The 20,686-nt window shown below is 53.3% G+C and carries 26 protein-coding genes; 13 read left to right on the top strand and 13 right to left on the bottom strand.

Going from position 1 to position 20,686, the window contains the following annotated elements:
* Positions 1–45 precede the first annotated feature (45 nt).
* Positions 46–312, bottom strand: a complete 267-nt coding sequence (locus tag RT52_RS01455; RefSeq protein WP_034814603.1) for a Txe/YoeB family addiction module toxin — start codon at positions 310–312, stop codon at positions 46–48.
* Positions 305–559, bottom strand: a complete 255-nt coding sequence (locus RT52_RS01450; protein ID WP_034814602.1) for a type II toxin-antitoxin system Phd/YefM family antitoxin — start codon at positions 557–559, stop codon at positions 305–307. The genes RT52_RS01455 and RT52_RS01450 overlap by 8 nt, the downstream gene beginning before the upstream one ends.
* A 207-nt stretch (positions 560–766) precedes the next feature.
* Between RT52_RS01450 and RT52_RS01445 the strand changes: the two genes are divergently transcribed.
* From RT52_RS01445 to RT52_RS01435, 3 genes are all read left to right on the top strand, one after another.
* Positions 767–1,039, top strand: coding sequence for a hypothetical protein (locus tag RT52_RS01445; RefSeq protein WP_034814601.1), 273 nt, complete (start codon positions 767–769; stop codon positions 1,037–1,039).
* A gap of 96 nt (positions 1,040–1,135) precedes the next feature.
* Entirely contained in the window at positions 1,136–1,612 is a 477-nt protein-coding gene (locus RT52_RS01440; protein ID WP_034814599.1) for a GNAT family N-acetyltransferase, read from the top strand.
* A 122-nt stretch (positions 1,613–1,734) separates the two neighbouring features.
* Positions 1,735–2,451: a polysaccharide deacetylase family protein gene (locus RT52_RS01435; RefSeq protein ID WP_034814597.1), complete on the top strand. Its 717-nt coding sequence runs from the start codon at positions 1,735–1,737 to the stop codon at positions 2,449–2,451.
* Positions 2,452–2,485: 34 nt separating this feature from the next.
* Here RT52_RS01435 and RT52_RS01430 read toward each other — a convergent pair whose 3' ends face one another.
* From RT52_RS01430 to RT52_RS01410, 5 genes are all read right to left on the bottom strand, one after another.
* Positions 2,486–2,884 (bottom strand): cytidine deaminase, encoded by a 399-nt coding sequence (locus RT52_RS01430; RefSeq protein WP_034814595.1) that lies wholly within the window; start codon positions 2,882–2,884, stop codon positions 2,486–2,488.
* A 160-nt stretch (positions 2,885–3,044) separates the two neighbouring features.
* Positions 3,045–4,076, bottom strand: coding sequence for a FecCD family ABC transporter permease (locus tag RT52_RS01425; RefSeq protein WP_034814592.1), 1,032 nt, complete (start codon positions 4,074–4,076; stop codon positions 3,045–3,047).
* Positions 4,073–5,092 (bottom strand): FecCD family ABC transporter permease, encoded by a 1,020-nt coding sequence (locus RT52_RS01420; RefSeq protein WP_051690236.1) that lies wholly within the window; start codon positions 5,090–5,092, stop codon positions 4,073–4,075. The genes RT52_RS01425 and RT52_RS01420 overlap by 4 nt, the downstream gene beginning before the upstream one ends.
* 4 nt (positions 5,093–5,096) lie before the next feature.
* Positions 5,097–6,113 (bottom strand): iron-siderophore ABC transporter substrate-binding protein, encoded by a 1,017-nt coding sequence (locus RT52_RS01415; protein WP_034805758.1) that lies wholly within the window; start codon positions 6,111–6,113, stop codon positions 5,097–5,099.
* 174 nt (positions 6,114–6,287) lie between these two features.
* Positions 6,288–6,881 carry an FMN-binding negative transcriptional regulator gene (locus RT52_RS01410; protein ID WP_034814591.1) on the bottom strand — a complete coding sequence of 198 codons (594 nt, stop codon included), beginning with the start codon at positions 6,879–6,881 and terminating at the stop codon, positions 6,288–6,290.
* A gap of 89 nt (positions 6,882–6,970) precedes the next feature.
* Between RT52_RS01410 and RT52_RS01405 the strand changes: the two genes are divergently transcribed.
* Positions 6,971–7,657 carry a haloacid dehalogenase type II gene (locus tag RT52_RS01405; RefSeq protein ID WP_034814590.1) on the top strand — a complete coding sequence of 229 codons (687 nt, stop codon included), beginning with the start codon at positions 6,971–6,973 and terminating at the stop codon, positions 7,655–7,657.
* On the opposite strand, the gene paiA is transcribed toward RT52_RS01405, so the two are convergent.
* Complete coding sequence (gene paiA / locus RT52_RS01400) at positions 7,632–8,150, bottom strand: spermidine/spermine N(1)-acetyltransferase (RefSeq protein WP_034814589.1); 519 nt, start codon at positions 8,148–8,150, stop codon at positions 7,632–7,634. The two genes, RT52_RS01405 and paiA, sit on opposite strands and share 26 nt — an antisense overlap.
* 13 nt (positions 8,151–8,163) lie before the next feature.
* Complete coding sequence (locus RT52_RS01395) at positions 8,164–8,616, bottom strand: MarR family transcriptional regulator (RefSeq protein ID WP_034814588.1); 453 nt, start codon at positions 8,614–8,616, stop codon at positions 8,164–8,166.
* Between the two features lie 143 nt (positions 8,617–8,759).
* Here RT52_RS01395 and RT52_RS01390 point away from each other — a divergent pair, with 143 nt between their 5' ends.
* A complete protein-coding gene (locus RT52_RS01390) occupies positions 8,760–9,116 on the top strand; it encodes a DUF2200 domain-containing protein (protein ID WP_034814587.1) in 357 nt (118 codons plus the stop codon).
* The gene (locus tag RT52_RS01385) at positions 9,116–9,538 is read left to right on the top strand and encodes a DUF1801 domain-containing protein (protein ID WP_034814586.1); all 423 of its coding nucleotides are present in this window, start codon (positions 9,116–9,118) and stop codon (positions 9,536–9,538) included. Before RT52_RS01390 ends, RT52_RS01385 begins: the two co-directional genes overlap by 1 nt.
* A 32-nt stretch (positions 9,539–9,570) precedes the next feature.
* Here RT52_RS01385 and RT52_RS01380 read toward each other — a convergent pair whose 3' ends face one another.
* On the bottom strand, positions 9,571–11,280 hold the full coding sequence (locus RT52_RS01380) for a methyl-accepting chemotaxis protein (RefSeq protein ID WP_034814585.1): 1,710 nt from the start codon (positions 11,278–11,280) through the stop codon (positions 9,571–9,573).
* Between the two features lie 207 nt (positions 11,281–11,487).
* Between RT52_RS01380 and RT52_RS01375 the strand changes: the two genes are divergently transcribed.
* The 3 genes from RT52_RS01375 to RT52_RS01365 all read left to right on the top strand — a co-directional run bounded on the left by RT52_RS01375 (position 11,488) and on the right by RT52_RS01365 (position 14,626).
* Positions 11,488–12,129 carry a TVP38/TMEM64 family protein gene (locus tag RT52_RS01375; protein WP_034814584.1) on the top strand — a complete coding sequence of 214 codons (642 nt, stop codon included), beginning with the start codon at positions 11,488–11,490 and terminating at the stop codon, positions 12,127–12,129.
* Between the two features lie 105 nt (positions 12,130–12,234).
* Positions 12,235–12,963 (top strand): polysaccharide deacetylase family protein, encoded by a 729-nt coding sequence (locus RT52_RS01370; RefSeq protein ID WP_034814583.1) that lies wholly within the window; start codon positions 12,235–12,237, stop codon positions 12,961–12,963.
* A 133-nt stretch (positions 12,964–13,096) separates the two neighbouring features.
* On the top strand, positions 13,097–14,626 hold the full coding sequence (locus RT52_RS01365) for a methyl-accepting chemotaxis protein (protein ID WP_034814581.1): 1,530 nt from the start codon (positions 13,097–13,099) through the stop codon (positions 14,624–14,626).
* A gap of 33 nt (positions 14,627–14,659) precedes the next feature.
* On the opposite strand, the gene RT52_RS01360 is transcribed toward RT52_RS01365, so the two are convergent.
* The gene (locus RT52_RS01360; RefSeq protein WP_034814579.1) at positions 14,660–15,520 is read right to left on the bottom strand and encodes an SDR family oxidoreductase; all 861 of its coding nucleotides are present in this window, start codon (positions 15,518–15,520) and stop codon (positions 14,660–14,662) included.
* 147 nt (positions 15,521–15,667) lie between these two features.
* Between RT52_RS01360 and RT52_RS01355 the strand changes: the two genes are divergently transcribed.
* Entirely contained in the window at positions 15,668–16,102 is a 435-nt protein-coding gene (locus tag RT52_RS01355; RefSeq protein WP_034814578.1) for an Rrf2 family transcriptional regulator, read from the top strand.
* A 21-nt stretch (positions 16,103–16,123) separates the two neighbouring features.
* On the opposite strand, the gene RT52_RS01350 is transcribed toward RT52_RS01355, so the two are convergent.
* Positions 16,124–16,960: a Cof-type HAD-IIB family hydrolase gene (locus RT52_RS01350; RefSeq protein WP_034814576.1), complete on the bottom strand. Its 837-nt coding sequence runs from the start codon at positions 16,958–16,960 to the stop codon at positions 16,124–16,126.
* Positions 16,961–17,282: 322 nt separating this feature from the next.
* On the opposite strand from RT52_RS01350, the gene RT52_RS01345 reads away from it, so the two are divergent.
* Together RT52_RS01345 and RT52_RS16300 are read left to right on the top strand one after the other, a co-directional pair.
* On the top strand, positions 17,283–18,215 hold the full coding sequence (locus tag RT52_RS01345; RefSeq protein ID WP_034814574.1) for a TerC family protein: 933 nt from the start codon (positions 17,283–17,285) through the stop codon (positions 18,213–18,215).
* Between the two features lie 45 nt (positions 18,216–18,260).
* The gene (locus tag RT52_RS16300) at positions 18,261–18,434 is read left to right on the top strand and encodes a hypothetical protein (protein ID WP_156028760.1); all 174 of its coding nucleotides are present in this window, start codon (positions 18,261–18,263) and stop codon (positions 18,432–18,434) included.
* A gap of 107 nt (positions 18,435–18,541) precedes the next feature.
* Here RT52_RS16300 and RT52_RS01340 read toward each other — a convergent pair whose 3' ends face one another.
* Positions 18,542–19,045: a DUF305 domain-containing protein gene (locus tag RT52_RS01340; protein WP_156028759.1), complete on the bottom strand. Its 504-nt coding sequence runs from the start codon at positions 19,043–19,045 to the stop codon at positions 18,542–18,544.
* A gap of 156 nt (positions 19,046–19,201) precedes the next feature.
* Here RT52_RS01340 and RT52_RS01335 point away from each other — a divergent pair, with 156 nt between their 5' ends.
* Positions 19,202–20,686: a UDP-N-acetylmuramoyl-L-alanyl-D-glutamate--2,6-diaminopimelate ligase gene (locus RT52_RS01335; protein WP_051690234.1), complete on the top strand. Its 1,485-nt coding sequence runs from the start codon at positions 19,202–19,204 to the stop codon at positions 20,684–20,686.

Raw genomic sequence — 20,686 nt, 5'->3', positions numbered from 1 at the left:
GCCCTGTCTACTTGACGGGGAGCAGTTCAATAGGTGTGAGTCCATTTACAAGTAGTGATAACGACATTGTAAAATCTCTACATATTGATTCATAACTCTATAAACGAGTCTGTGCTCTGAATCAATTCTACGACTATAGAAACCTTGTAAGTTCCCTTTTAATGCTTCTGGTTTACCTATCCCATTTAAGTTTCCGTTTCTTCTAACATCCTCGATTAACAAATTGATTCGCTTTAATTTCTTTTTATCTTCTTTTTGCCAATACAAATAATCTTCCCACCCATTGTCAGTGAATAATAAAGATTTACTCATTCATTAATTCTCTTTCTGTGACCTCATTATTTTCAATCTGTTTAATAGATTCTAATAGCCGCTCCGCATTTTTCGGGCTTCTCAACAAATAAATGGTTTCCATTAAGCTCTCGTATTCTTGCTCCGACATAATGACCGCATTTTCACTATTCTTTCGTGAGATGACAATCGCTTCGCTATTTTCATGGACTTGATCTAATACTTTTTTAAAGTTTTTACGTGCATCACTGTAGGTAATTGTAGACATAATGACCACTCCTTCCATGTTCTAATTGTACTTTTATTTGTACAATAAAACAACTAACTGATACGCCTTAAAATACGAATAACTAAGAAAGGTGTTTTCTCATATGTAATATCAAACTGAATAAAAAGATAATCCTTTTCACTCATATTAAAGATGTAATTTAATGGTAATATCGATGTGAGGCTATCATAAGGAAGGAGTCTTGTTATGAATAATAAACTATCCTTCTCCACACTATTTCTCTCCATCAGTGTCATTTCGCTATTAGCTGTCATAGTGTATCTCAACGTCTCGACGATCGAATTGAATGAGACAATCGGTTCAGGGCTATTCTACTCGAAAGGCTATTATGAGGAAGGCAATATGATCGTCATGGAGCAAGGCATCGGTGTCATCACGTTGCCACTCGCTATCGGTCTCGTCGCATCGACACTCATCAAGCTCGTCCAGCACTATAAAGTAACGTCGTTCACGAAATGACAACACGCCCTTCAATCCGATGATTGAAGGGTTTTTCTATGACTATTCCCTGCTGGTCATCCACGGTACACTAAGAGAACACAGGAGGGATTCATCATGACATTCACGACGACCCGCTGCCTCATCCGACCGTTCGCGCAACATGACATCGAACCGTTCATGGCATATCGGAACGACTTGGAATGGATGCAACACCAATCGTTCAAAGGATTGACTTACGAAGAATATGAACGCTCTTTACTCGGCGAACAAGCCATCACGCAAGGCATGCAACTCGCCATCATCGACCAGGAGACGAATGACTTAATTGGTGATTTGTATGTGCATCAAGACGGCCCGACATCTTGGATCGGCTATACGATTTCACCCCGCTGCGCACGCCAAGGCTACGCGTCCGAGGTCGTATCAGGACTGATTCGTCACTTGTCCGACCGAGGAGCCGAGACGATTAAAGCCGGTTGTCTTCCGACGAACGAGGCGTCCATCGCGCTCTTGGAAAAGCTGAACTTCGTCTACTTGACGACAGAGGACGATGAACGAATTTATCAACTCGACGTGAGCCGACCTAAATGATCACGACATGACTACCTTTGATCATCCATGTTTCGCTTCATCCTTTCATCGGAGATGTGGTAATCTATCCTTCACACCGATACCACGTCACCTGACTTTTGGCCCGAGGGAGTTTTAGCGGAATGATGAAACGTGTCATTTTATTCATGTCTATCTTTTTATTGATTGGGTCGTTGTCTCAAGCGGCGATTCCAAAACCGAAAGCTTATAACGACCGGAGCCTCATCTATTTGACGCTCGATGACGGGCCAAATCGGAAGACGGGAGCGCTACTTGACGTCTTAAAGAAGCATCGGGTGAAGGCGACGTTCTTCATCCTCGGTAAGAATATCAAAGGAAATGAGCATCTGCTCCACCGCATCGTCGCTGAGGGACATCTCATCGCCTTGCATGGAATGACACACGTGCGTGAGGAGTTTTATGCGTCGCCGATGACGGCCGTGCGCCAGATGCAGGAAGTGCAAGCACTCATTTACGACGTGACCGGCATCCATACGAATATGGCCCGCACGATTTACGGTAGTGACGCAGGCATGACACCTGCGCACTGGCAAGCGATGGACGAGGCCGGTTTCGAGATTTGGGACTGGAACGTCGGCAGTCTCGATCACATCTATAAGAAAAACAACGCACCGATCGAGCAACGGGTGTTCAACCGGCTCGAGGCGAATTACGAGATGAATATCGCCTCCATCATCTTGGCGCACGATCATTCAATGACACCAAAAGCGCTCGACACGATTATCCGTTATGCGAAAGAACGTGACTATGAGTTCCGGACGTTAGATGGGGTGCATCCCCCCTACAACTTTTTCAATCCGTGGGAACCAAATGAATAAGAAAACGCTGAGTCGCGCGACTCAGCGTTTTTACTTACATCTCAAGCTCTGTGAACGCGAACGGGACGAGTTCGTCGAGCGTCACTTCTTTAATCTCAGCTTCGCCGTTCGTCATCAACACTTTGAAGTCCGGGTCGCCGAACTCGACGAGTACTTGGCGACAGATGCTGCATGGCGGCAAGAAGTCGACCGTGTCGCCTGACACCGCGACGGCTTCGAAGTCGCCTTTTTTATAACCTTGCGCGACTGCTGTGAAGATGGCCGTACGCTCGGCACAGTTCGTCGCGCCGAACGAGACGTTCTCGACGTTGACGCCGTCGATGACCGTACCGTCCTTCATGAGAAGCGCCGCTCCGACGCGGAAGTTTGAATACGGCGAGTAGGCGTTCTCTTTCACTTGGCGGGCACGCTCGACTAATTGTTGTTGGTTCATGGGATCATGTTCCTCTCTGACTCATAATGAACTGATGCCAGTTCCCGGCCTCTCTTTTTGGGCAGGATTTTTAGCATACACCCCCCACGAAGCAAAGTCAACGACTTTTTGATGGCGCTTTCACATGAAAAGAGTCACATCCGTAGACGTGACTCTCCGCTTATAACTCCCCTTTTTTGTTCATCCGAATCAAGAGAAAAATCAAATACGGTGCCCCGACCATACCAGTGATGACCCCGACCGGATAGCGCGCCGTAAAAGCGAACTGGCCGATGAGGTCGGCGGCAAGTACTAAAACGACACCGACGAGCCCGGCCGGAATGATCGTCGAACGCCCGTCCCCGACGAGCCGCTTCGCGATCGGTCCCGCGAGAAAGGCGATGAAGGCAATCGGTCCGGTCGTCGCCGTGGCGAGCGCGAGCATGAGCACTGAGGCGATGATGAGGAGCACCCGTGTCTGGTTCGTCCGAACGCCGAGCGACGTCGCCGTCATTTCCCCGAGCTCTAGAATCTGGAGCTGACGGCTGAGCCAGATGACGACCGGCAGACAGAGCGCGACCGTGATCATGAGCGGCGGGAGCGTCTCCATCTTGGCGCCGTTCAAACTTCCGCTCAACCAGCGCATCGCCGTCCCGACGTCGTTTTGACGACTAATCAACAGGAGATAGTTGATGACGGCCGTCAGCATCGCCTGGATGCCAATCCCGACCAAGACGAGACGCCCAATCGAGAACGCGGCGCTCTTTGACAGGAAGTAGATGGCGAGTACGGTCAAGAGTCCCCCGATGACCGAGATGATGGAAACGAACGTGTTGCTCGCCTGTAACACGACGATACCAAACACGGCCGCCGCACTCGAACCGGTCGTGATGCCGATGACGTTCGGGTTGGCGAGCGGGTTGCGGAGCATCGTCTGGAACACGGTACCGGCGACACCGAACGCGATCCCAGCGAACACGCCGGCGAGCATGCGTGGCAGGCGGATCGTGTTGACCGCGAACGACGCGCCCGGCACGTCCGCGCCGAACAAGACACGGACGACGTCCCCGACCGGATAAATCGTGTTGCCGAGCATGAGCATCGTCACGCTCAAGGCGAGCGCGAGGAGGCTCAGGACGAGCGTCACGACGACGGTCCGTTGCCGACGCCGTCTGCTGTTTTGAATCATCGGTTGATAAGGTTTTTTCATCATAGGTCACGCACCTTCACTTTCATCGTCAACGCAATCAAAATCGGCGCCCCGATAAAGGCCGTGACGATCCCGACTTCGAGTTCGCCCGGGCTACCAAGCAGGCGTCCCGTCACGTCCGCGAACGTGAGCAGAATCGCCCCGGCGAGCGCTGACATCGGGATGACGAACCGTTCGTCTGGCCCGATCGTCAAGCGAATCAAGTGTGGCGCGAGCAGTCCGATGAAACCGATCGGTCCTGCAAGTGCCGTCGCAGCCCCACATAAAATCACACCGGCGAACGAGGCAATCAGTTTGAGCGTGCCGATGCGGACCCCGAGTCCTTTAGCGAGCTCTTCCCCGAGCCCTAAAATATTCAACGACGGGGCCGCGAGGATGGCGATGACGATTCCGACGATAAAGAACGGCAAAAACGTCATAATCGAATCCATATTGCCGGCACCGACGCTCCCGACTTGCCAGAACCGGAACTGGTCCATGACGTTCGAGCGCGGGATCATGATGGCCATGACGAGCGAGGACAAGGCCGCACTCGTCGCCGCCCCGGCGAGGACGAGCTTGAGCGGGGTCGCCCCGCCCCGACCGAGCGACCCGATGCCGAACACGAAGACGGCCGTCAGGAGCGCCCCGACGAGCGCGAACCAAATGTAGTCCGACGACGATGAGATATTAAAGAACGCGATCCCGACGACGACGAAGAGGGCCGCCCCCGTGTTCACCCCGAGGATGCTCGGGTCGGCAATCGGATTTCTCGTCACCGACTGCATCAAGGCGCCCGAGACGCCGAGCGCCGCCCCGCACATGAGACTAAAAATCGTCCGCACGACGCGCTGTCGGATGATGTCCGCTTCATACGACTGAACAGCCGGACGGAATAAACCGTCAAGCAGTTCATCCCATCCGACTGTCCGTGAGCCGAAAGCAAGTGAAGCGAGCATGCAGACGACGAGCAAGACGAGCGCCCCCATCAAGATGAGAGGAAACCGTTTCGGCGAATGCATCTTCTTCAGCTTATTCATTTGTTCACTCGACTTTCTCGAGTGCTTCCGAGACGAGTTTCACGTACTCATCGATCGTGTATTCAATCGAGAGCGGTGACGGTGTGCCGGCTGCCGCAAGCGGCGTGTTGTCTTCGATCAAGACGACCGACCCGCGTTCGATGGCCGGTACTTTGCTGTAGAGCGGGTCCGCTTGAAGTTCTTTGAGCGTCTCTTCGTTCCCGTAGACGACGAAGAGGTCAAGGTCGTTCAAGATGTCGGCGTTCTCTGAGCTGAGCTCGAGGTAAAAGCTACCTTCTTCGAGTTGATCTTTAATGTTTTGCGGGTACTCCATGCCGAGCTCTTCGATGAAGGCACCGCGCGGGTCACCTGTCGTGTAGATGTAGAACTTCGACAAATCGCCAGGGCTCAAGGCGACGAACGCCCCTTTCTTGCCTGCCATGTCCGGTACTTCCGCCGCTTTATCCGCGATGAGCTGTTCTGTGTCGGCAATCAACTGCTCGCCTTCTGCTTCCATGCCCATCGCCATCGCGTTGTAACGAACCGTGTCTTGCCATGAAGAGACCCAAGGCGTCTCTTGGTACGCGACGACCGGTGCGATTTGCGTCAACGTGTCGTAATCTTCTTGCGTGATGCCTGAGTAAGCCGCCAAGATGACGTCCGGCTGTGAGTCGGCGATCGCTTCAAAGTCGAGGCCGTCCGTGTCTTGATAGACGTTCGGGTTGTCTTCACCGAGTTCTTCTAGCTTTTCTGCTGTCCACGGTAAGACGCCGCTACCGTCTTGAACACCGTAGTTCGCAGCCGAGAAACCGACCGGCACGACGCCAAGCGCGAGTGCGACGTCTTGGTTCGACCAGCCGACCGTCGCGACGCGTTCTGGCTTCTCTTCGATGACCGTCTCACCGAGCGCGTGCTTGATTGTGATTGGGTAGCCTTCTGCTGACTCTTCATTCTCCCCCGTCGTCGCAGGTTCTTCTGTGTTCGAGCCGCAACCGGCGAGCACGAGCATGAACATTGAGACGAACAAGAACATATGTAACATCTTCTTATGCTTTTTCACGTTGTAATCCCCTTTTTCTCTTTTATGACGATGTATCACCGACACTGATAATCATTATCATTTATGAGTATAGGATGAATCCGGGACCGCTGTCAATCTGAACTTCAAGATATTCGACGTGAAACGAAAAACAGCCCATGTCAAATGACACAGGCCTTACCGTTTTTCGCGCATGACGTCCGCCATCGGACAGCCTTCCTGTTCGAGCTCGGAGACGATGCGCGCATAATCTTGATCGTTCCGATTTTGACTCAGCTTGAACGCCGCCTCGATTTCCGAGACGTCGATTCGAAAGCCGACGACACCGTATTTTTGACGCTTGACCGGTTCCGACAGCTCTTCCCAGACGACGGCGTCTTCCCGCTCACCTTCATGGTCTCGGAGCAGGCCGGCCAATTCGTCTTCGAGCTCCGCCTCGGTCATGATCGTCGCCTTCCCGTAGAGATGGACCGCCTGATAGTTCCACGTCGACACGTCCTCATGGCCGTACCACGACGCCGAGACATAGGCGTCCGGCCCTTGGACGATGACGAGCACCGTCTGTTGTTCAATCGTTTTCCATTGCGGATTATGTTTGGCGATATGCGTCGTGAACGACAGCTTTCCTTCGGCCTCATGCAGACGGAGCGGCACGTGCGTCGCAATCGGCTTCTGACCGTCAGACGTGACGATGGTGCCGAACGGATGGGCTTTTAGAAAGGCGTGGACTTCCTTCGGGTCGTTCACGGCGTACTGTTTTGGGACGTACATCGAATTCCTCCTATCTAGTTCCCACTCGTCTAAGCCACGTCAACTAGGGTAAAGAGTAGATGACGCTACATGACTTGAGGAGGGATATTATGAAACCACAGATTAAAGCATTCGTGTTCGATGTGTATGGGACCTTGTTCGACGTCCAGTCTGTCAAGGCGGCGTGTGACGAACAATTTCCCGGGAAAGGTGACCAGATCAGCCAGGCGTGGCGGACGAAACAACTCGACTACTTCTTCACCCGTCACATTATGGGGCGCTATGCCGACTTCTCGGTCGTCACGCGCGACGCCTTGCGGTACGCCCTGTCAACGGCCGACGTGACGTGGACGCCTGAAACCGAGGATACGTTGATTGCGAAGTACGCCGAGCTGTCACCGTACGATGAGGTCGCAGGTGTGTTGAACGAACTCCACGGAAAACAGACCGTCGTCCTGTCGAACGGGACGGACGCGATGCTCACGGCGCTCATCCATAACGCCGGGTTCACCGACCTGTTCGACGAACTCGTCAGCGTCGACGGTGTCAAACAAGCGAAACCGTCACCGGCCGCGTATATGCACTGGTTCAAAAATAGCGGACTGAAGCGGGACGAGGTATTGTTTCTATCCTCGAACGGTTGGGATATCGCCGGTGCGAAAAACTTTGGGTTCCACACGGCGTGGATCAACCGCGACGAGAAACCGCTCGACATGCCTGACCTGGCCCCGAACGCCGTCTATGAAGATCTATCCGGAGTATTGGAATGGGTCACGGACGAAGCGGCTTGGCCATAATCAAGTCGACTTGCGCGTCGTCCCCCATATAGAACGTGTGCGCTCCCGTCTGGACGAAGCCTTGCTTTCGATAGAAGGTGAGCGCCTTGTGGTTATGTTCCCACACACCGAGCCAAATCTCCCGTTTTTCCAGCTCGTTCGCGCACATGACGGCCTGGTCATACAACGCCTTGCCGACGCCACTTCCTTGGAACTTCCGTCGCACATAAATCCGTTCGAGTTCGAACGCCTCCTCGCCCATGGCCTCGGTCTGGGCGTTGTTGGCGTTCACTTTTAAATACCCTGCCACTTCCCCGTCGAGCATGGCGAAAAAGAACTGTGAGCCCGGATTTGAAAGCTCCTCTCGGAGTTGCGGCACGTTGTACGCCCGCTCGAGATACGCCGCGAGATGTGCCGGGTCGTTGTCGGCTTCGAACGTCTCCGTGAACGTCTCGATGCTGATGTCTCGGAGTGTGTCGACGTCTTCAAGTGTACAAGCTTTGATGGTGACCATCTGGCTTCCCCCTTTAGTATTCTCGTTTGTGACCTCGCTTGACCGCTTCCCAATCCCCTTCAATGTTATGACGGACCCGCCTCAACAAACGGAGGAGTTGCTCGGCTTCTTGATCCGAGAGACCAGCGAGCGCCACGTCCGTTGAATGGTCATGCTCGCGGAGGATGAACGGATAGACCGCCTGTCCTTTCTCGGTCGGATGCAGTCGCTTGATCTTCTTGTTGTGCGGGTCGTCGACTCGTCGAATGACCCCTTCCCGCTCAAGCTTTTGAATCGCGCGCGCCGCCGTCGAGCGGTCGACTTTAATCAGTTCGGCCAGCTTTTCTTGGATGATGCCCGGCTCTTCGCAGATTCGGACGACATAAAGATATTGCCCTTTCGTCAGCTCGAGCTCTTTGAACTCGATGTTGCTGATCGAGTCGAGCGCACGGGCAATCATCCCAATCTCTCGTAGATGGTCTCTCATACAATCCTCCCGAATGTTGTATTTACACTACATTATCTTCAGTTTAACTCACTTTATTGCATTTGCAATAAAATTATTTTCGTCTCTTATCGTGCACAATATGAGAAAATAGAGATATCATTCCACGAAACGAGGGGAAGCTTATGGCACACCGCATTTACACGACGAGCTTTGCGAGCGTCTATCCACATTACGTCGCGAAAGCCGAACGGAAAGGCCAAACGAAAGCAGAAGTCGACACGATCATCCGCTGGCTGACCGGCTATGACGAGGCCGGACTCGAGCAGCAACTCGCGGCCGAGGTCGACTTTGCCACGTTCTTCGCCGACGCCCCACACATGAACGAAAACCGCACGCTCATCAAAGGCATCGTCTGCGGCGTCCGTGTCGAGAACGTCGAGGAGCCGCTCATGCGCGAAATTCGCTACCTGGACAAACTCGTCGATGAGCTCGCCAAAGGCAAAGCGATGGCGAAGATTTTACGAGGAGGCGACGTCTGATGGATTATGCGACACTCGTCGACGACAAGCGGCTCGACGCCTTCATCCGCTTGATTGATGTCATCGACGCGAATCTGCCGGACGGTTTTGAAAAGACGACTGACGGCTCGGGTGTCCACTACGTCGTCCCGCTGTCGATGTATCCGTCCGGGTATCACGTCACCCCAGGCACCCCCCTCCCGTTCTTGAGTGTCATCGCCCAAAAGCGGCATCTCGCCGTCTATCATATGGGCGTCTACACGGACGAAGCGTTGCTTGATTGGTTCAAACGACGTTACGCCGAAGACGTGCCGACGAAGCTCGATATGGGCAAGAGTTGCATTCGTTTCAACAACGTGAAGCACATCCCGTACGAGCTGATCGGCGAGCTCGTCTCGAAGATGACCCCGGCGAAATGGATTGCTGCATACGAGTCACGCTAAACAGGCAGGTCGATGTCCGACCTGCCTGTTTGTTATACGGTGAATCGCTTCGTCATCTGGCGCATCTCGTCCGCCATGTTGGAAAGTTCTTGCGCCGAGGCCGTGATCTCTTCCATCGACGCCATCTGTTCTTCCGTCGCTGCCGACGTGTTCTCGGTCTCGCTTGCGGTCGTCTCGGTGATGCCTTGAATCTCATGCACCGAGGTCAAAATCTCGGTCGCACCGGCCGCCATCTCTTGAACGGCACTCGACACTTCCTCGACTTTCTGTCCGACTTCTTCAATCGCTCGCTTGATGTCTTCGAACGCGACACCTGCCTGTTGGACGTTCGTGACGCTATGGTCCATCTCACTCTCGACGACGTGCATCGTCTGGACGGCTTGTTTCGTCTCCGTCTGCGTGTCGCCGATCAAGCTCGAGATTCGTTTCGTCGCGACAGCTGATTCTTCAGCGAGCTTCCGAACTTCGGATGCGACGACGGCGAATCCGCGCCCGTGGTCGCCGGCCCGTGCCGCTTCGATGGCGGCGTTCAGGGCGAGCAAGTTCGTCTGTTCGGCGATGCCGGAGATGGTACTCGTGATGCCGCCAATTTCTTGCGAGCGGACGTCGAGTTGACCGATGACCGCCTGCAACGCCTTCACTTTCTCGTTCATCGCCTCGAGCTGTGACTCGAGCGTCTCAATCAATTCATTGCCGGTATCGACTTTTTGAAGCGCACCGTCTGACAGCTCGGTCATCTGTTGCGCACTGTTCGAGACGTGATGAATACCGCGCGTCAAGTCGGTGATCGTCCCGTTCGATTCTTTCACGCGTGTCAACTGACGCATCGATCCAGATGCGATTTCTTCCATCGTCACGGCTACCATCTCGGTCGCCTTCGTCGTCTCTTCGACGTTTGTCTTCAAATCGTCAGAGGACGTGGCCACGCGTGACGACGTCTCGGTCACTCGCTGAATCAATTCGCGTAAGTTGTCTTTCATTTGATTGAATGACGTAGCGAGCGAACCGAGTTCATCGCGTGACGAATAGGTGCTTTCAACCGTCAAATCGCCTGCACCAGCCCGCCCCATGAGTGTATTCAGTTCACGGACGGGACGGACGACGAGTCGCGTGATGTATACTCCGAGCGCGATCGAGGCCAAGGCACCGATTGCGACGAGGATCCAAAACAATCGAACCGACTCTTCCCGGCCCTGTTGCATCGCAACGCTCGCCGCTTCGGCCTCTTGATTGATGTCGTCCATGACGGCCGCGGCCGTCTCGACGAGGTTCATGCGGACCGGCCGCAACTCGCTCAAATACACGCGATAGGCCGCTTCATTCTCATTACGGAGCGCCGGTTGTAAAACAGCTTCCGTTCCTTCTAGATAGGCGGTAATCTCGTTGTTCAATTTTTCGACTTGCTCAATCACCGTCTTATCCGTCGAGGCGAACGTTTCATTGAACACTTGCAAGTTTGTGCCAATATTGTTCCGTCGTTCGGTGATGTCGGCCTGTAACTCCTCGTTCCGAGCCACATCGGACGTCAACATCAATTCAAGTAAATATCCATCTAACGCACGATTGTCCGTGCGAATTTGACCGAGCGCTCGAATCGGCACTAAACGTTCTTGATAAATCTCCTCACCCGCATCGGCCATTCGTCCGATGAACATATGACTGAGCGCGGCGATGATGACGAGTGTCGCGATGAAAACAGCGATCAGAACCGTAAATTTCTTCGACATACTTAAATTCTTCATGATCATCCCTCCCACACGCTTTATCGTATGAAAGAGCCTTATTGTGAAGGAAGATTGCACATGCATTGACCTGTTTTTACGAATCCGCAGATTGATTTGCACATTCCGCGACAATTTGTAAGCCAGTTCACGAACATATACGATTTACATGCGGTACGCTTGAAAAAACTGAGTCTCCGTATTCGGCTGAAGAAAGGAAGAAGCGGCGTGCCTCGCTCAATTAAACTCGGCTTGTTTCTCGTCTTGTTCGGAATCGTCTTTTATATTACACACGTCCACTATGAATTACGTCCATCTGACATCCGGGACCTCGTGTTGTCATTCGGTTGGTGGGGACCTCTTGTATTCATCCTAATTTACGCGGTCGGTCCCATCATCTTCTTGCCGACGTCTGTCCTCTCACTTGGTGCTGGGCTCGCGTTCGGTGTCTGGCCCGGGGTGTTATACATCATCGTCGGGGCGACCGCGGCCGCTATGACCGGCTATGTCATGGCCCGTTTATTCGGGCGATCGGTCCTTCAGGTCGAACGATACCCTTGGTCTGAGAAACTATTTTCCCAGATGGAGCGACGAGGCTTCCTCTATGTCTTTGTGTTGCGGCTCATCCCGCTCGTCAGCTTTGACTTGCTCAGCTACGCCGGCGGGATTGCAAAAGTCCGCTTCCGTTCGTTTCTTCTCGCGACCGTGCTCGGGATGATTCCTGGGACACTCGCTTACAGTTTCTTAGGGGCGAGCCTCGCCTCTGGGAGCGTCACGACCATCTTCATCGCTGCCCTCGTCTTCGTGAGTCTGCTCGGGGTCACCTACTATTTCCGAGAGCCGGTCAAACGTTGGCTCGGGCTGTCTTAATCTGATTTCCTTTTCGTAAAAAGAAGCGATTGAACCGTCTCCCTTCCTTGCCGTACAATCGAGAATGGAAATGAGAACCAATTCGAGTGAGGAGACACGATTCTATTGAGAAAATGGCTTGTATCATGCCTATTGCTTTGTCTATTCGTCAGCTTGGCTTTGCCTGCTTCAGCTACGGAGAAAGCGATCCGCCACGACGACAAACAGTTCGTCTATATGACATTTGACGACGGCCCCCGTCCCGAGACGCTGTTGTTGCTCGACGTATTGAAGAAACATCAAGTGAAAGCGACGTTCTTCATTCTCGGGAAGCAAATCAAAGGCAACGAGGACGTGTTGAAACGAATTATCGCCGAAGGCCACGCCATCGGACTGCACAGCATGACGCACGACAAGAAGGCGTTCTTCAAGACACCGAAGTCCGCCGTCACGGAGATGAAGCACGTCCAGCAGCTCATCTTCCAAACGACCGGGGTGAAGACGAACGTCATACGCGTGCCGTATGGCAGTGTGCCGCATATGACGAAACCGCACCGCGACGCCATGGCGAAAGCCGGATTCCTCATGTGGGACTGGAACGTCGACAGTCTCGATTGGAAACGAAAAGACGACCCGCGCCTGCTTCAGTTCGACACGATTCAAAAGGTGCGCGCCAATCGCGCGAGACAAGTCGCCTCGGTCGTCTTGATGCACGACCAGTCGACGTCCGCGGCCTCACTCGACTATATCCTTCGTCATTTGAAGCGAGAGCAATACGTGTTCACGACGATCACGGACACCACGCCGCCGTATAACTTCTATAACAAATGGAACACGAATACGTCACGAAAATGAGCGAGAGGCCGTGAGCCCCTCGCTTCTTTCAGCTTCCTGTCTCATCCGATATGTAATTTCAATCAACATTCGGGATGTTCGTCCGATAATAAAGTAGCCATATCGAACTACTAAACGAATGTGAGGAATCTGTATGAGTTCAACGAAACGCAATCAATTGATGCTCGTCACGACGCTCGTCATCGTCTTGACGTCCATCACCGTCCACCTGCTCCACCGCTTCACCGATTTCGCTTACGCGTACACCGTGCTCCGAAACGGCGTCACCGGCTATCCGTATCCGGTCGCGGCGTGGGCATTGTTCATTATCCCAATCGCCTTGTTCGGCTTCATGTTGGTAAGCAAACGGCGACACCCTCGCGCGTTTCCATACTGGATGATGCTGACGTTGACGTTCGCGAGCATCTCGACCGTCGCCGGCGGGCAAGGGCTCGTCGAGTATCACTTCTCCATCTTCGTCGTCTTGGCGATCTTGTCGTTCATGCGCCGCATCGACTTGATTGTATACAGCACCCTCATCTTCGCCGTGCAGCATTTGGCCGGATACTTCTTGTTCCCCGAGATCATCTGCGGGACGAGCGATTATCCGTTCAGCCTCTTGCTCGTCCATGCCGTCTACTTGGTTTTGTTGAGCGCGGTACTCGTCACGCAGATTCATTTCAGAAACGTGGAGTCTGCCCGCGTGAAAGCGAACGAGGACGAGACGAAGCGCCTGCTCGACAAAGCCGTCGCGGACGCGAGCCGTCTCGTGACGTCACTAAAAGAACACGCCGCCGAACTCGAGGCCGCCGCGAGTCAATCGCTCGAGTCAGGTGAACAGATCGCTGTCGCGGTCGACCCGATCGTTACGCATGCGACCGATCAACAGACATCGATGACGCAAGGGGCGGACGAGATTCAAGCGATTCGCTCCTTGACCGCCCTCATCCAAGAACGGATGGCCCAGACGGCAAGCGCCTCGTCGCGCATCGCCTCGGACGCGGTCGCGGGTAACCGTGACATGCAGCGCATGGAGGCGAAAGTCGAAGAGATTATCGGTGAATCGACGCGACTCGATGACGTCGTCACGACGATGTCGAACCGTTCGAGCGAGATTCAAGCCATCTTGCAACATGTCGAGACGATCTCGGAACAGACGAACATGCTCGCCTTGAACGCTTCAATCGAAGCAGCACGTGCTGGGGAGACCGGACGTGGATTCGCCGTCGTCGCGGCAGAGGTCGGGAAGCTCGCCGTTCAATCCCGCGAGTACGCATCTGAGATGACACGCGTGCTCGGTGGATTAATGGAGGATACGACGGTCGTTCGCGACTCGGCGAAGCTATTCAAACACGCGACCGAGAACTGCCAAAGTGTCGCGTCGGACGTCACGGCCGTCTTCACCCGACTGACCGAGGATGTCTCTGAAATCGATGCACAAATCACGTCCATCCAAGAGACCCGTCAACACGTGACGGCGCAAATGGAAGCTCTCGAGACACGGCTCGCCTCGACGAAAGTCGCCGCGAACGAACTTCAGTGTCAAATCGAGCACGTCGCGTCAGCCACGGAAGAACAGGTCGCGATTCAAAAAGAACTGAGCCACATGTCGGACCGGCTCGCCTCGACCGCGGGTACGCTCGACGTCGTGACCGGACAGCTCGAACAACGCGCCAACACATAAAAGCAAGCCGCGACTTTGCCGTCGCGGCTTGTTTTATAACGTATCGACCAATTGTTTAAGCGCTTCTTTTAATGGCGTCACCGGCCGGCCGAGTAAAAGTTCGAAATCGTTTGACTCGACCTCGAGCGAGCCGTTGCGGATGCTGTCTTGAATGCCGACGACGATCGGGATGGCCCCTTCCGGCACGCCGGCGCCGCGCATCGCGCCTTCATACGCCTCAAGGCTCACTTCTTGGAGTTCGACGTCTCGTCCGATGACTTCCCCGAGCGCCTCGACAAGCTCGGCTTGTGTATGGAGCGGGCCCGACAGTTCGAAGATGTCTTGCTCGAAATCGTCTGCTAGGAGCACGTTCGCCGCCGCCTCGGCATAGTCCTGTTGGAGCGCCCAGCCGACTTTCCCGTCACGAGCCGCCGTCACCCACGGGGCACCAGCGAGGACGCCTTGGATGCTTCCGAGTTCGTTCTCTAAGTACCAGTTGTTGCGCAGGAACGCATGCTTGATTCCTGTCCGTTCTATTGCGCCTTCCGTCTCAACGTGCGGCGGTGCCATCAAGTTCTGACTCTGCTGGGCATCCGCGAGACTCGTATAGGCGATGAACTTGACCCCTGCTGCCTCTGCGGCTTCGACTGCGTTCGCATGTTGGCGGATGCGGGTGTCGTTGTCTCCGTCTGCTGAGATGATCAGGAGTCGCTCGACCCCTTTGAACGCCGCTTCGAGCGTCTCCGGCTTGTCAAAGTCGCCATGACGCACGTCGACACCTCTTTCCTTCAATAGCGACGCTTTCTCTGGGTTGCGGACGCTGACCGCCACTTCACTCGCCGGTACTGATTGAAGTAAGACGTCGACAATCTTTGAACCGAGTTTCCCGGTTGCCCCTGTGACTAAGTATTTCATGATTCATTTCCTCCCTTTAACCTGTAATCAAATCAGTTACATGTAATCATCATAGTTACAGCATCTTCGTTTGTCAATTGTTTGTTCCCTGTTATACTGAAGATGTAACCAATTCGCTTACACGACGGTGCAGAAAGGTGGTGGCTTATGTCAATCAGTAGCCGTTTCGCAGTTGGCATTCACATCTTGACGTTAATCGAGTTCAACAAGGACGGCGTCACCTCGTCTGACTATTTAGCCGGCAGCGTCAACACGAACCCTGCCTTGATTCGAAAAATCATGGCCATGTTGAAAAAGGCCGACTTGATTGAAGTGAAGCCCGGTGTCGCCGGGGCCAAGCTCACGAAAGATTTGACCGAGATCTCGCTGTACGACGTGTATCGTGCCGTCAGCGTCGTCGAGGAGAACGAGTTGTTCAGCATCCATGACAATCCGAATCCGGCGTGTCCTGTCGGTCAAAACATCCAAACGGCGATTGAACCCATTTTTATTCAGGCCCAATCGACGATGGAATCGGTGTTGAAGCATGTATCGCTCGCCGATGTCGTGAACGATGTCGCCACGAAAAGCCAAGCAACCTGAAGAGAGGTTGCTTGGCTTTTTTTAGATGAGTCGATACTTTTTGAAGCTATTCGCAAGCCCGTCTTGATCACACGAGTCCGTCACGTCGTCCGCAACGCGCTTGACCTCGGGTTTGGCGTTCCCCATGGCGACACCGACCTTCACGTATTCAAGCATTTCAATGTCGTTCAACCCGTCCCCATAAGCGAACGTCTGCGAGCGGTCGAGCCCTAGATGTTCAAGCAGCGTCGCAATCGCCGTCGCTTTGTTGACGCCCGGGATGGACAGTTCCCCGCTGTTGGCCCCGAATACGGCGACCGTGCTTGGGATGACGGTGAAGCGGGATGCGAACTCTTGTTGGATCACGTCGAGCGGGACGGATGAGCCGAGGAACGAGATTTTATTCACGTCGGGACGGACGAGGTCGACCCCTTCCCTCATCGCGTCATGGAATGGCTTCAAACCGCGCTCAATTGTCGCACTTGCTTCCGGATTGTCCGCCATCAACTCGTCAATCATCCTCGCCACGCGCGCCTTGGCGTTCCCACCGGCGAACAGACCGTCGTTCGACTCGAGATAGAAGTCGATGCCGTGCTCGGTGAAGAACGAGATGAGGTGGCTCAAATCATCGACGGAGACTTGTTGATGGTATAATACTTCCTCCTCAAGCTCGATGTAGCCTCCGGCTGCTCCGATGATTCCGTCAAAACCGACATCGAGAATGTCCGAGAAGAGTTCGGCCTTCGAGCGCCCGGTCGACAAAAAGACGAGATGACCGTTCTGTCGCGCCTGTCGGACAGCCTCTTTGGCTGATTCTGGGATGTTGCCGTGGTCATCGACGAGCGTGCCGTCGACGTCTAGAAAGATGATGTGTCGCATAATATCCTCCTTTTTTGTCCTGAAAACAAGAAAAACCTAAACCAGACGCAACACGTGCGCCCAGTTTAGGTTTTGCCTGATGATTCAGTAACAATCCTGATGTATACTCTTTTCCCCTCAAGCATACCGCTCGCGCATTTCCTTTGTCAAAGCTGTCGTTGTTGCCGCACGTCGGCGCGATTTATTCTATTTTATTTCGTTTTTTACACTATGAACCCATTCGGAGTGTTTTTTCATAGAATCATTTTTTGTTGACTTCAAGTTCACGAGAACTTAAATTATAAATATAGAGTTCATGTGAACTCAAAAAGAGGAATCGTTGTTGACCCTACTCATTGGGTTTTTACTGCTCGTACTTGTCATGCTCGCACTTGATTTAGGGGTGTTTCACCGGAAAGCCCACGAGGTGTCCATGCGCGAGGCATGGACATGGACGTTCGTCTGGATCGGAATCGCCATCGCCTTCGGCGGTTGGTTGTTCTACTCGCAAGGCAGCACGGTCGCGACCGAATATGCGAGCGTCTACTTCATCGAGAAAGCGCTCGCGATCGACAACGTCTTCGTGTTCTCACTCGTCTTCGCCTACTTCGCGATCCCGCTCAAGTATCAGCACAAGGTGTTGTTCTGGGGCATCCTCGGTGCGATTTTCTTCCGGGCCGTCTTCATCGTCGCCGGCGTATCGCTCTTGGAGAACTTCGAATGGGTCTATTACGTGTTCGGGGCGTTCCTCGTCTATACGGGATGGCTGATGTATAAGAACATCGGGAAAGAGGAGTCGCTCGAAGAAAACAAGACGCTCCGCTGGCTCGAGCGTCGCTTGCCGCTCACACAAGACATCTCGTCTGGTAAGTTCACGAAACGAATCAACGGCAAGCTGTTCTTCACGCCGCTTTTCATCGCGCTCCTCTTCATCGAGCTCTCGGATATCGTCTTCGCCGTCGATTCGGTCGCCGCTAGCTCCGCCTACTCGCGTGACCCGTATATGATCTTTTACGCGAACATCATGGCGATCCTCGGGCTTCGTTGCCTTTACTTCGTCCTCGCCAACTTGATTGACCGCTTCTACTACTTGAAGCACGGCCTCAGCTTCATGCTCGTCTTCATCGGGACGAAGATGGTGTTCGGTGATGTGTACAAGATGCCGATTTGGATGTCGCTCGGTGCGATCGTCGTCGTGATTCTAATCAGTGTCGCCTATAGTTTCTATAAGACGAAACCTAACGAGGAAAGCATGCGTATAAGAGAGACGAGTTAACGTTCAGTTGTAATGATTTCGTCTATGAAGAAAAGGTGGTGCGGCATGTTTGACCGAATTGGTGATTTGAGTATCGGGCTTGTATTCGGCATCGTGTTGACGCTCTTGTCCGGTAGCCTGATCGGGCTTGGCGTCGGTTCCTTGCTTGGTATTGGTTTTGCTGTCGCCCCGAACTTGTCAAAACGCCGTTCGCGAAACGACATACCACAAGCTCGCTAAATAAAGTTCGTCTTTTTCTATGTTTTCTTCGTAAACCACTACTCGAAAAGCCGTCGGTCCAGTCATGACCGACGGCTTTCTGATTGAAATATGATGGACGGGTCCCCTTATTCACTCCTGTCCGTCTTGGCATGCACTTGCATGTCAGTTTTAGCTTGTTCCTCTTCTTTTTCCAACTCTTCAATCAATCGCTTCATCTCGGCAATTTCCCGTTCTTGCGCATTGATGATTTCTTCCGACAGTTGCTTCACTCGCGGGTCTTCGATTTCCGCCCGTTCACTCGTTAAAATGGCAATCGAGTGATGTGGAATCATCGCTTTCATCCAACTGACGTCATCGACCGTCGTCTGACTCCGGACGAGCCATAGCGACAATCCGAACACGAGTGCGCTCGTCCCTAAAATGATCGCATTCAGCTTCTTGTTTTTGTACATCCCCCACATGAAAAGCAACATGACGAACGCCATGACCGATCCCATAATGAGCGCCATGTAAAGTCGTGTCTGACTGAAAAAGACGTGGTCGAGTTGAAACACGTTCAAATACATGAGCCAATACATAAGAAACGTTGACACGCCAATCATGACCCCAAATTTTACGTATGGATTCAAACGGATTCCTCCTTTGTTTTGCATGGTTAATACTATGTTTCCACTGTTTCTGAATCAAAAACATGAGCTATTTTCACGTTTCTTCGATTTCACTTCTTTTTCACAAACGACGGCTATACTGTCAAAATGGACTCACTAGGAAAAGGAGAACGGCTCGTGCTCAACACTTTACAACACTTCATGGCAAGGCTAAGCCAGATTGTCACGTGGACGTATTTGGAACGTCCGAATGAAACGTTCATCGAAGGGATTGCTTTCTCCTCGAAAAAAATAAAAAAAAATAATTTATTCGTCTGCATAACCGGACACCGGCATGACGGACACAACTTCATCGATGAAGCCATCGCAAACGGAGCCATCGCCATCGTCGCGGAACGACCGATCGATGCGCCTATACCCGTCATTTATTGTCGAGATACTAAAATCGCTTTGGCCGAGCTCGCGGCAACGTTTTATGACGAGCCTTCTAAACGTTTACGTGTACACGGGGTCACGGGGACGAACGGGAAAACGACGACGACCTCGCTTGCATATCAACTGTTCACTTCCCTCGGAACGAAGGCCGGATGGATTGGGACGCTCGGGATTCAATACGCCGGTCAGACGTTTACGACACCGAACACGACACCCGACCCGTTGACCGTCAACCGTCATCTAGATGAGATGGTCAAAGCGGGAATCACCGACTGCGTGATTGAAGTCTCCTCTCAGGCGATTGCCGAATCCCGCATCACTGAACTTTCTTTTCAATCGGCATCTTTTCTGAACCTGACCCACGATCATCTCGACTATCACGGGTCGATGGAATCCTACGCGGAGACGAAAGCCCGCCTGTTCAAACAAGTTACGGCGAACGGCCATGTCTTCCTCAACCGAGATGACCCGTTCCATGTACAGATGGACCACGCGACACCTGGCGACGTGAAACGAAGCTACTACAGTCGACACAACGCTTCTGTTGATTTATTTAGAAAACTCGACCACGACCGATTGTCGATTGCGTCGAAAGGACAATCCATCGCCGTCACACCTCCGTTCACGGAGACGTACAACCTCGACAACCTGCTGTGCGCACTCGGAATCGTCCTCGCGACCGGGATATCGCTTGAAGACGCCGCACCGCATCTTTCCTCTCTTCGCTTGCCGAGCGGACGACTCGAACGAATCGAAGGAATCGCTTCTCTCGCCTATGTCGACTATGGGCATACGCCGGATGCGATTCAAGAAGTCGTCACGGTGTTGACCGAACGTCATACCCGCGTCCTCGTCCTGCTCAGCGCCGCCGGAGAGCGGGACCGCTCAAAACGCAGCAGGATGACAGAGATCGTCTCACAATCGGGAGCGGACTATATGTTATCGGTCCACGACCCGAGAGGCGAGGCTCCGCAACAGATTCTTGACGATTTGGCGCCAGGGCGCACCGCTCCCCCGCCGCTGTCCGTTCATCCGATCCGGCACGACGCCATCCGTGCGTTCGCCGAACGGCTCCCGGACTATGACTGTGGGGTTATTTTTGGAAAAGGACATGATCGAATCGAACGTGTCGACGGCGAACTGATCCCGTGTGACGAACCTGCCATCGTCCATCGTTTCTACCCGCACGAAAGGGAACCGGGGGACGCATCACGAACTGAACGTTGA

Source organism: Exiguobacterium alkaliphilum 12/1 (genome assembly GCF_000714435.1).
GTDB lineage: Bacteria > Bacillota > Bacilli > Exiguobacteriales > Exiguobacteriaceae > Exiguobacterium > Exiguobacterium alkaliphilum.
The sequence above is the reverse complement of the archived record's forward strand: the minus strand, read 5'-3'. Positions and strand labels throughout refer to the sequence as shown.

Excerpts from the sequence above, each read along its gene's own strand:
- RT52_RS01360 (WP_034814579.1), bottom strand. The coding sequence starts at position 15,520 with ATGAAATACTTAGTCACAGGGGCAACCGGGAAACTCGGTTCAAAGATT.
- RT52_RS01455 (WP_034814603.1), bottom strand. The coding sequence starts at position 312 with ATGAGTAAATCTTTATTATTCACTGACAATGGGTGGGAAGATTATTTG.
- RT52_RS01420 (WP_051690236.1), bottom strand. The coding sequence starts at position 5,092 with ATGAATAAGCTGAAGAAGATGCATTCGCCGAAACGGTTTCCTCTCATC.
- RT52_RS01425 (WP_034814592.1), bottom strand. The coding sequence starts at position 4,076 with ATGATGAAAAAACCTTATCAACCGATGATTCAAAACAGCAGACGGCGT.
- RT52_RS01350 (WP_034814576.1), bottom strand. The coding sequence starts at position 16,960 with ATGCGACACATCATCTTTCTAGACGTCGACGGCACGCTCGTCGATGAC.
- paiA (WP_034814589.1), bottom strand. The coding sequence starts at position 8,150 with ATGGTCACCATCAAAGCTTGTACACTTGAAGACGTCGACACACTCCGA.
- RT52_RS01435 (WP_034814597.1), top strand. The coding sequence starts at position 1,735 with ATGATGAAACGTGTCATTTTATTCATGTCTATCTTTTTATTGATTGGG.
- RT52_RS01405 (WP_034814590.1), top strand. The coding sequence starts at position 6,971 with ATGAAACCACAGATTAAAGCATTCGTGTTCGATGTGTATGGGACCTTG.
- RT52_RS16300 (WP_156028760.1), top strand. The coding sequence starts at position 18,261 with ATGTTTGACCGAATTGGTGATTTGAGTATCGGGCTTGTATTCGGCATC.
- RT52_RS01440 (WP_034814599.1), top strand. The coding sequence starts at position 1,136 with ATGACATTCACGACGACCCGCTGCCTCATCCGACCGTTCGCGCAACAT.
- RT52_RS01385 (WP_034814586.1), top strand. The coding sequence starts at position 9,116 with ATGGATTATGCGACACTCGTCGACGACAAGCGGCTCGACGCCTTCATC.
- RT52_RS01395 (WP_034814588.1), bottom strand. The coding sequence starts at position 8,616 with ATGAGAGACCATCTACGAGAGATTGGGATGATTGCCCGTGCGCTCGAC.
- RT52_RS01380 (WP_034814585.1), bottom strand. The coding sequence starts at position 11,280 with ATGAAGAATTTAAGTATGTCGAAGAAATTTACGGTTCTGATCGCTGTT.
- RT52_RS01410 (WP_034814591.1), bottom strand. The coding sequence starts at position 6,881 with ATGTACGTCCCAAAACAGTACGCCGTGAACGACCCGAAGGAAGTCCAC.
- RT52_RS01415 (WP_034805758.1), bottom strand. The coding sequence starts at position 6,113 with ATGTTACATATGTTCTTGTTCGTCTCAATGTTCATGCTCGTGCTCGCC.
- RT52_RS01450 (WP_034814602.1), bottom strand. The coding sequence starts at position 559 with ATGTCTACAATTACCTACAGTGATGCACGTAAAAACTTTAAAAAAGTA.
- RT52_RS01445 (WP_034814601.1), top strand. The coding sequence starts at position 767 with ATGAATAATAAACTATCCTTCTCCACACTATTTCTCTCCATCAGTGTC.
- RT52_RS01390 (WP_034814587.1), top strand. The coding sequence starts at position 8,760 with ATGGCACACCGCATTTACACGACGAGCTTTGCGAGCGTCTATCCACAT.
- RT52_RS01355 (WP_034814578.1), top strand. The coding sequence starts at position 15,668 with ATGTCAATCAGTAGCCGTTTCGCAGTTGGCATTCACATCTTGACGTTA.
- RT52_RS01365 (WP_034814581.1), top strand. The coding sequence starts at position 13,097 with ATGAGTTCAACGAAACGCAATCAATTGATGCTCGTCACGACGCTCGTC.
- RT52_RS01430 (WP_034814595.1), bottom strand. The coding sequence starts at position 2,884 with ATGAACCAACAACAATTAGTCGAGCGTGCCCGCCAAGTGAAAGAGAAC.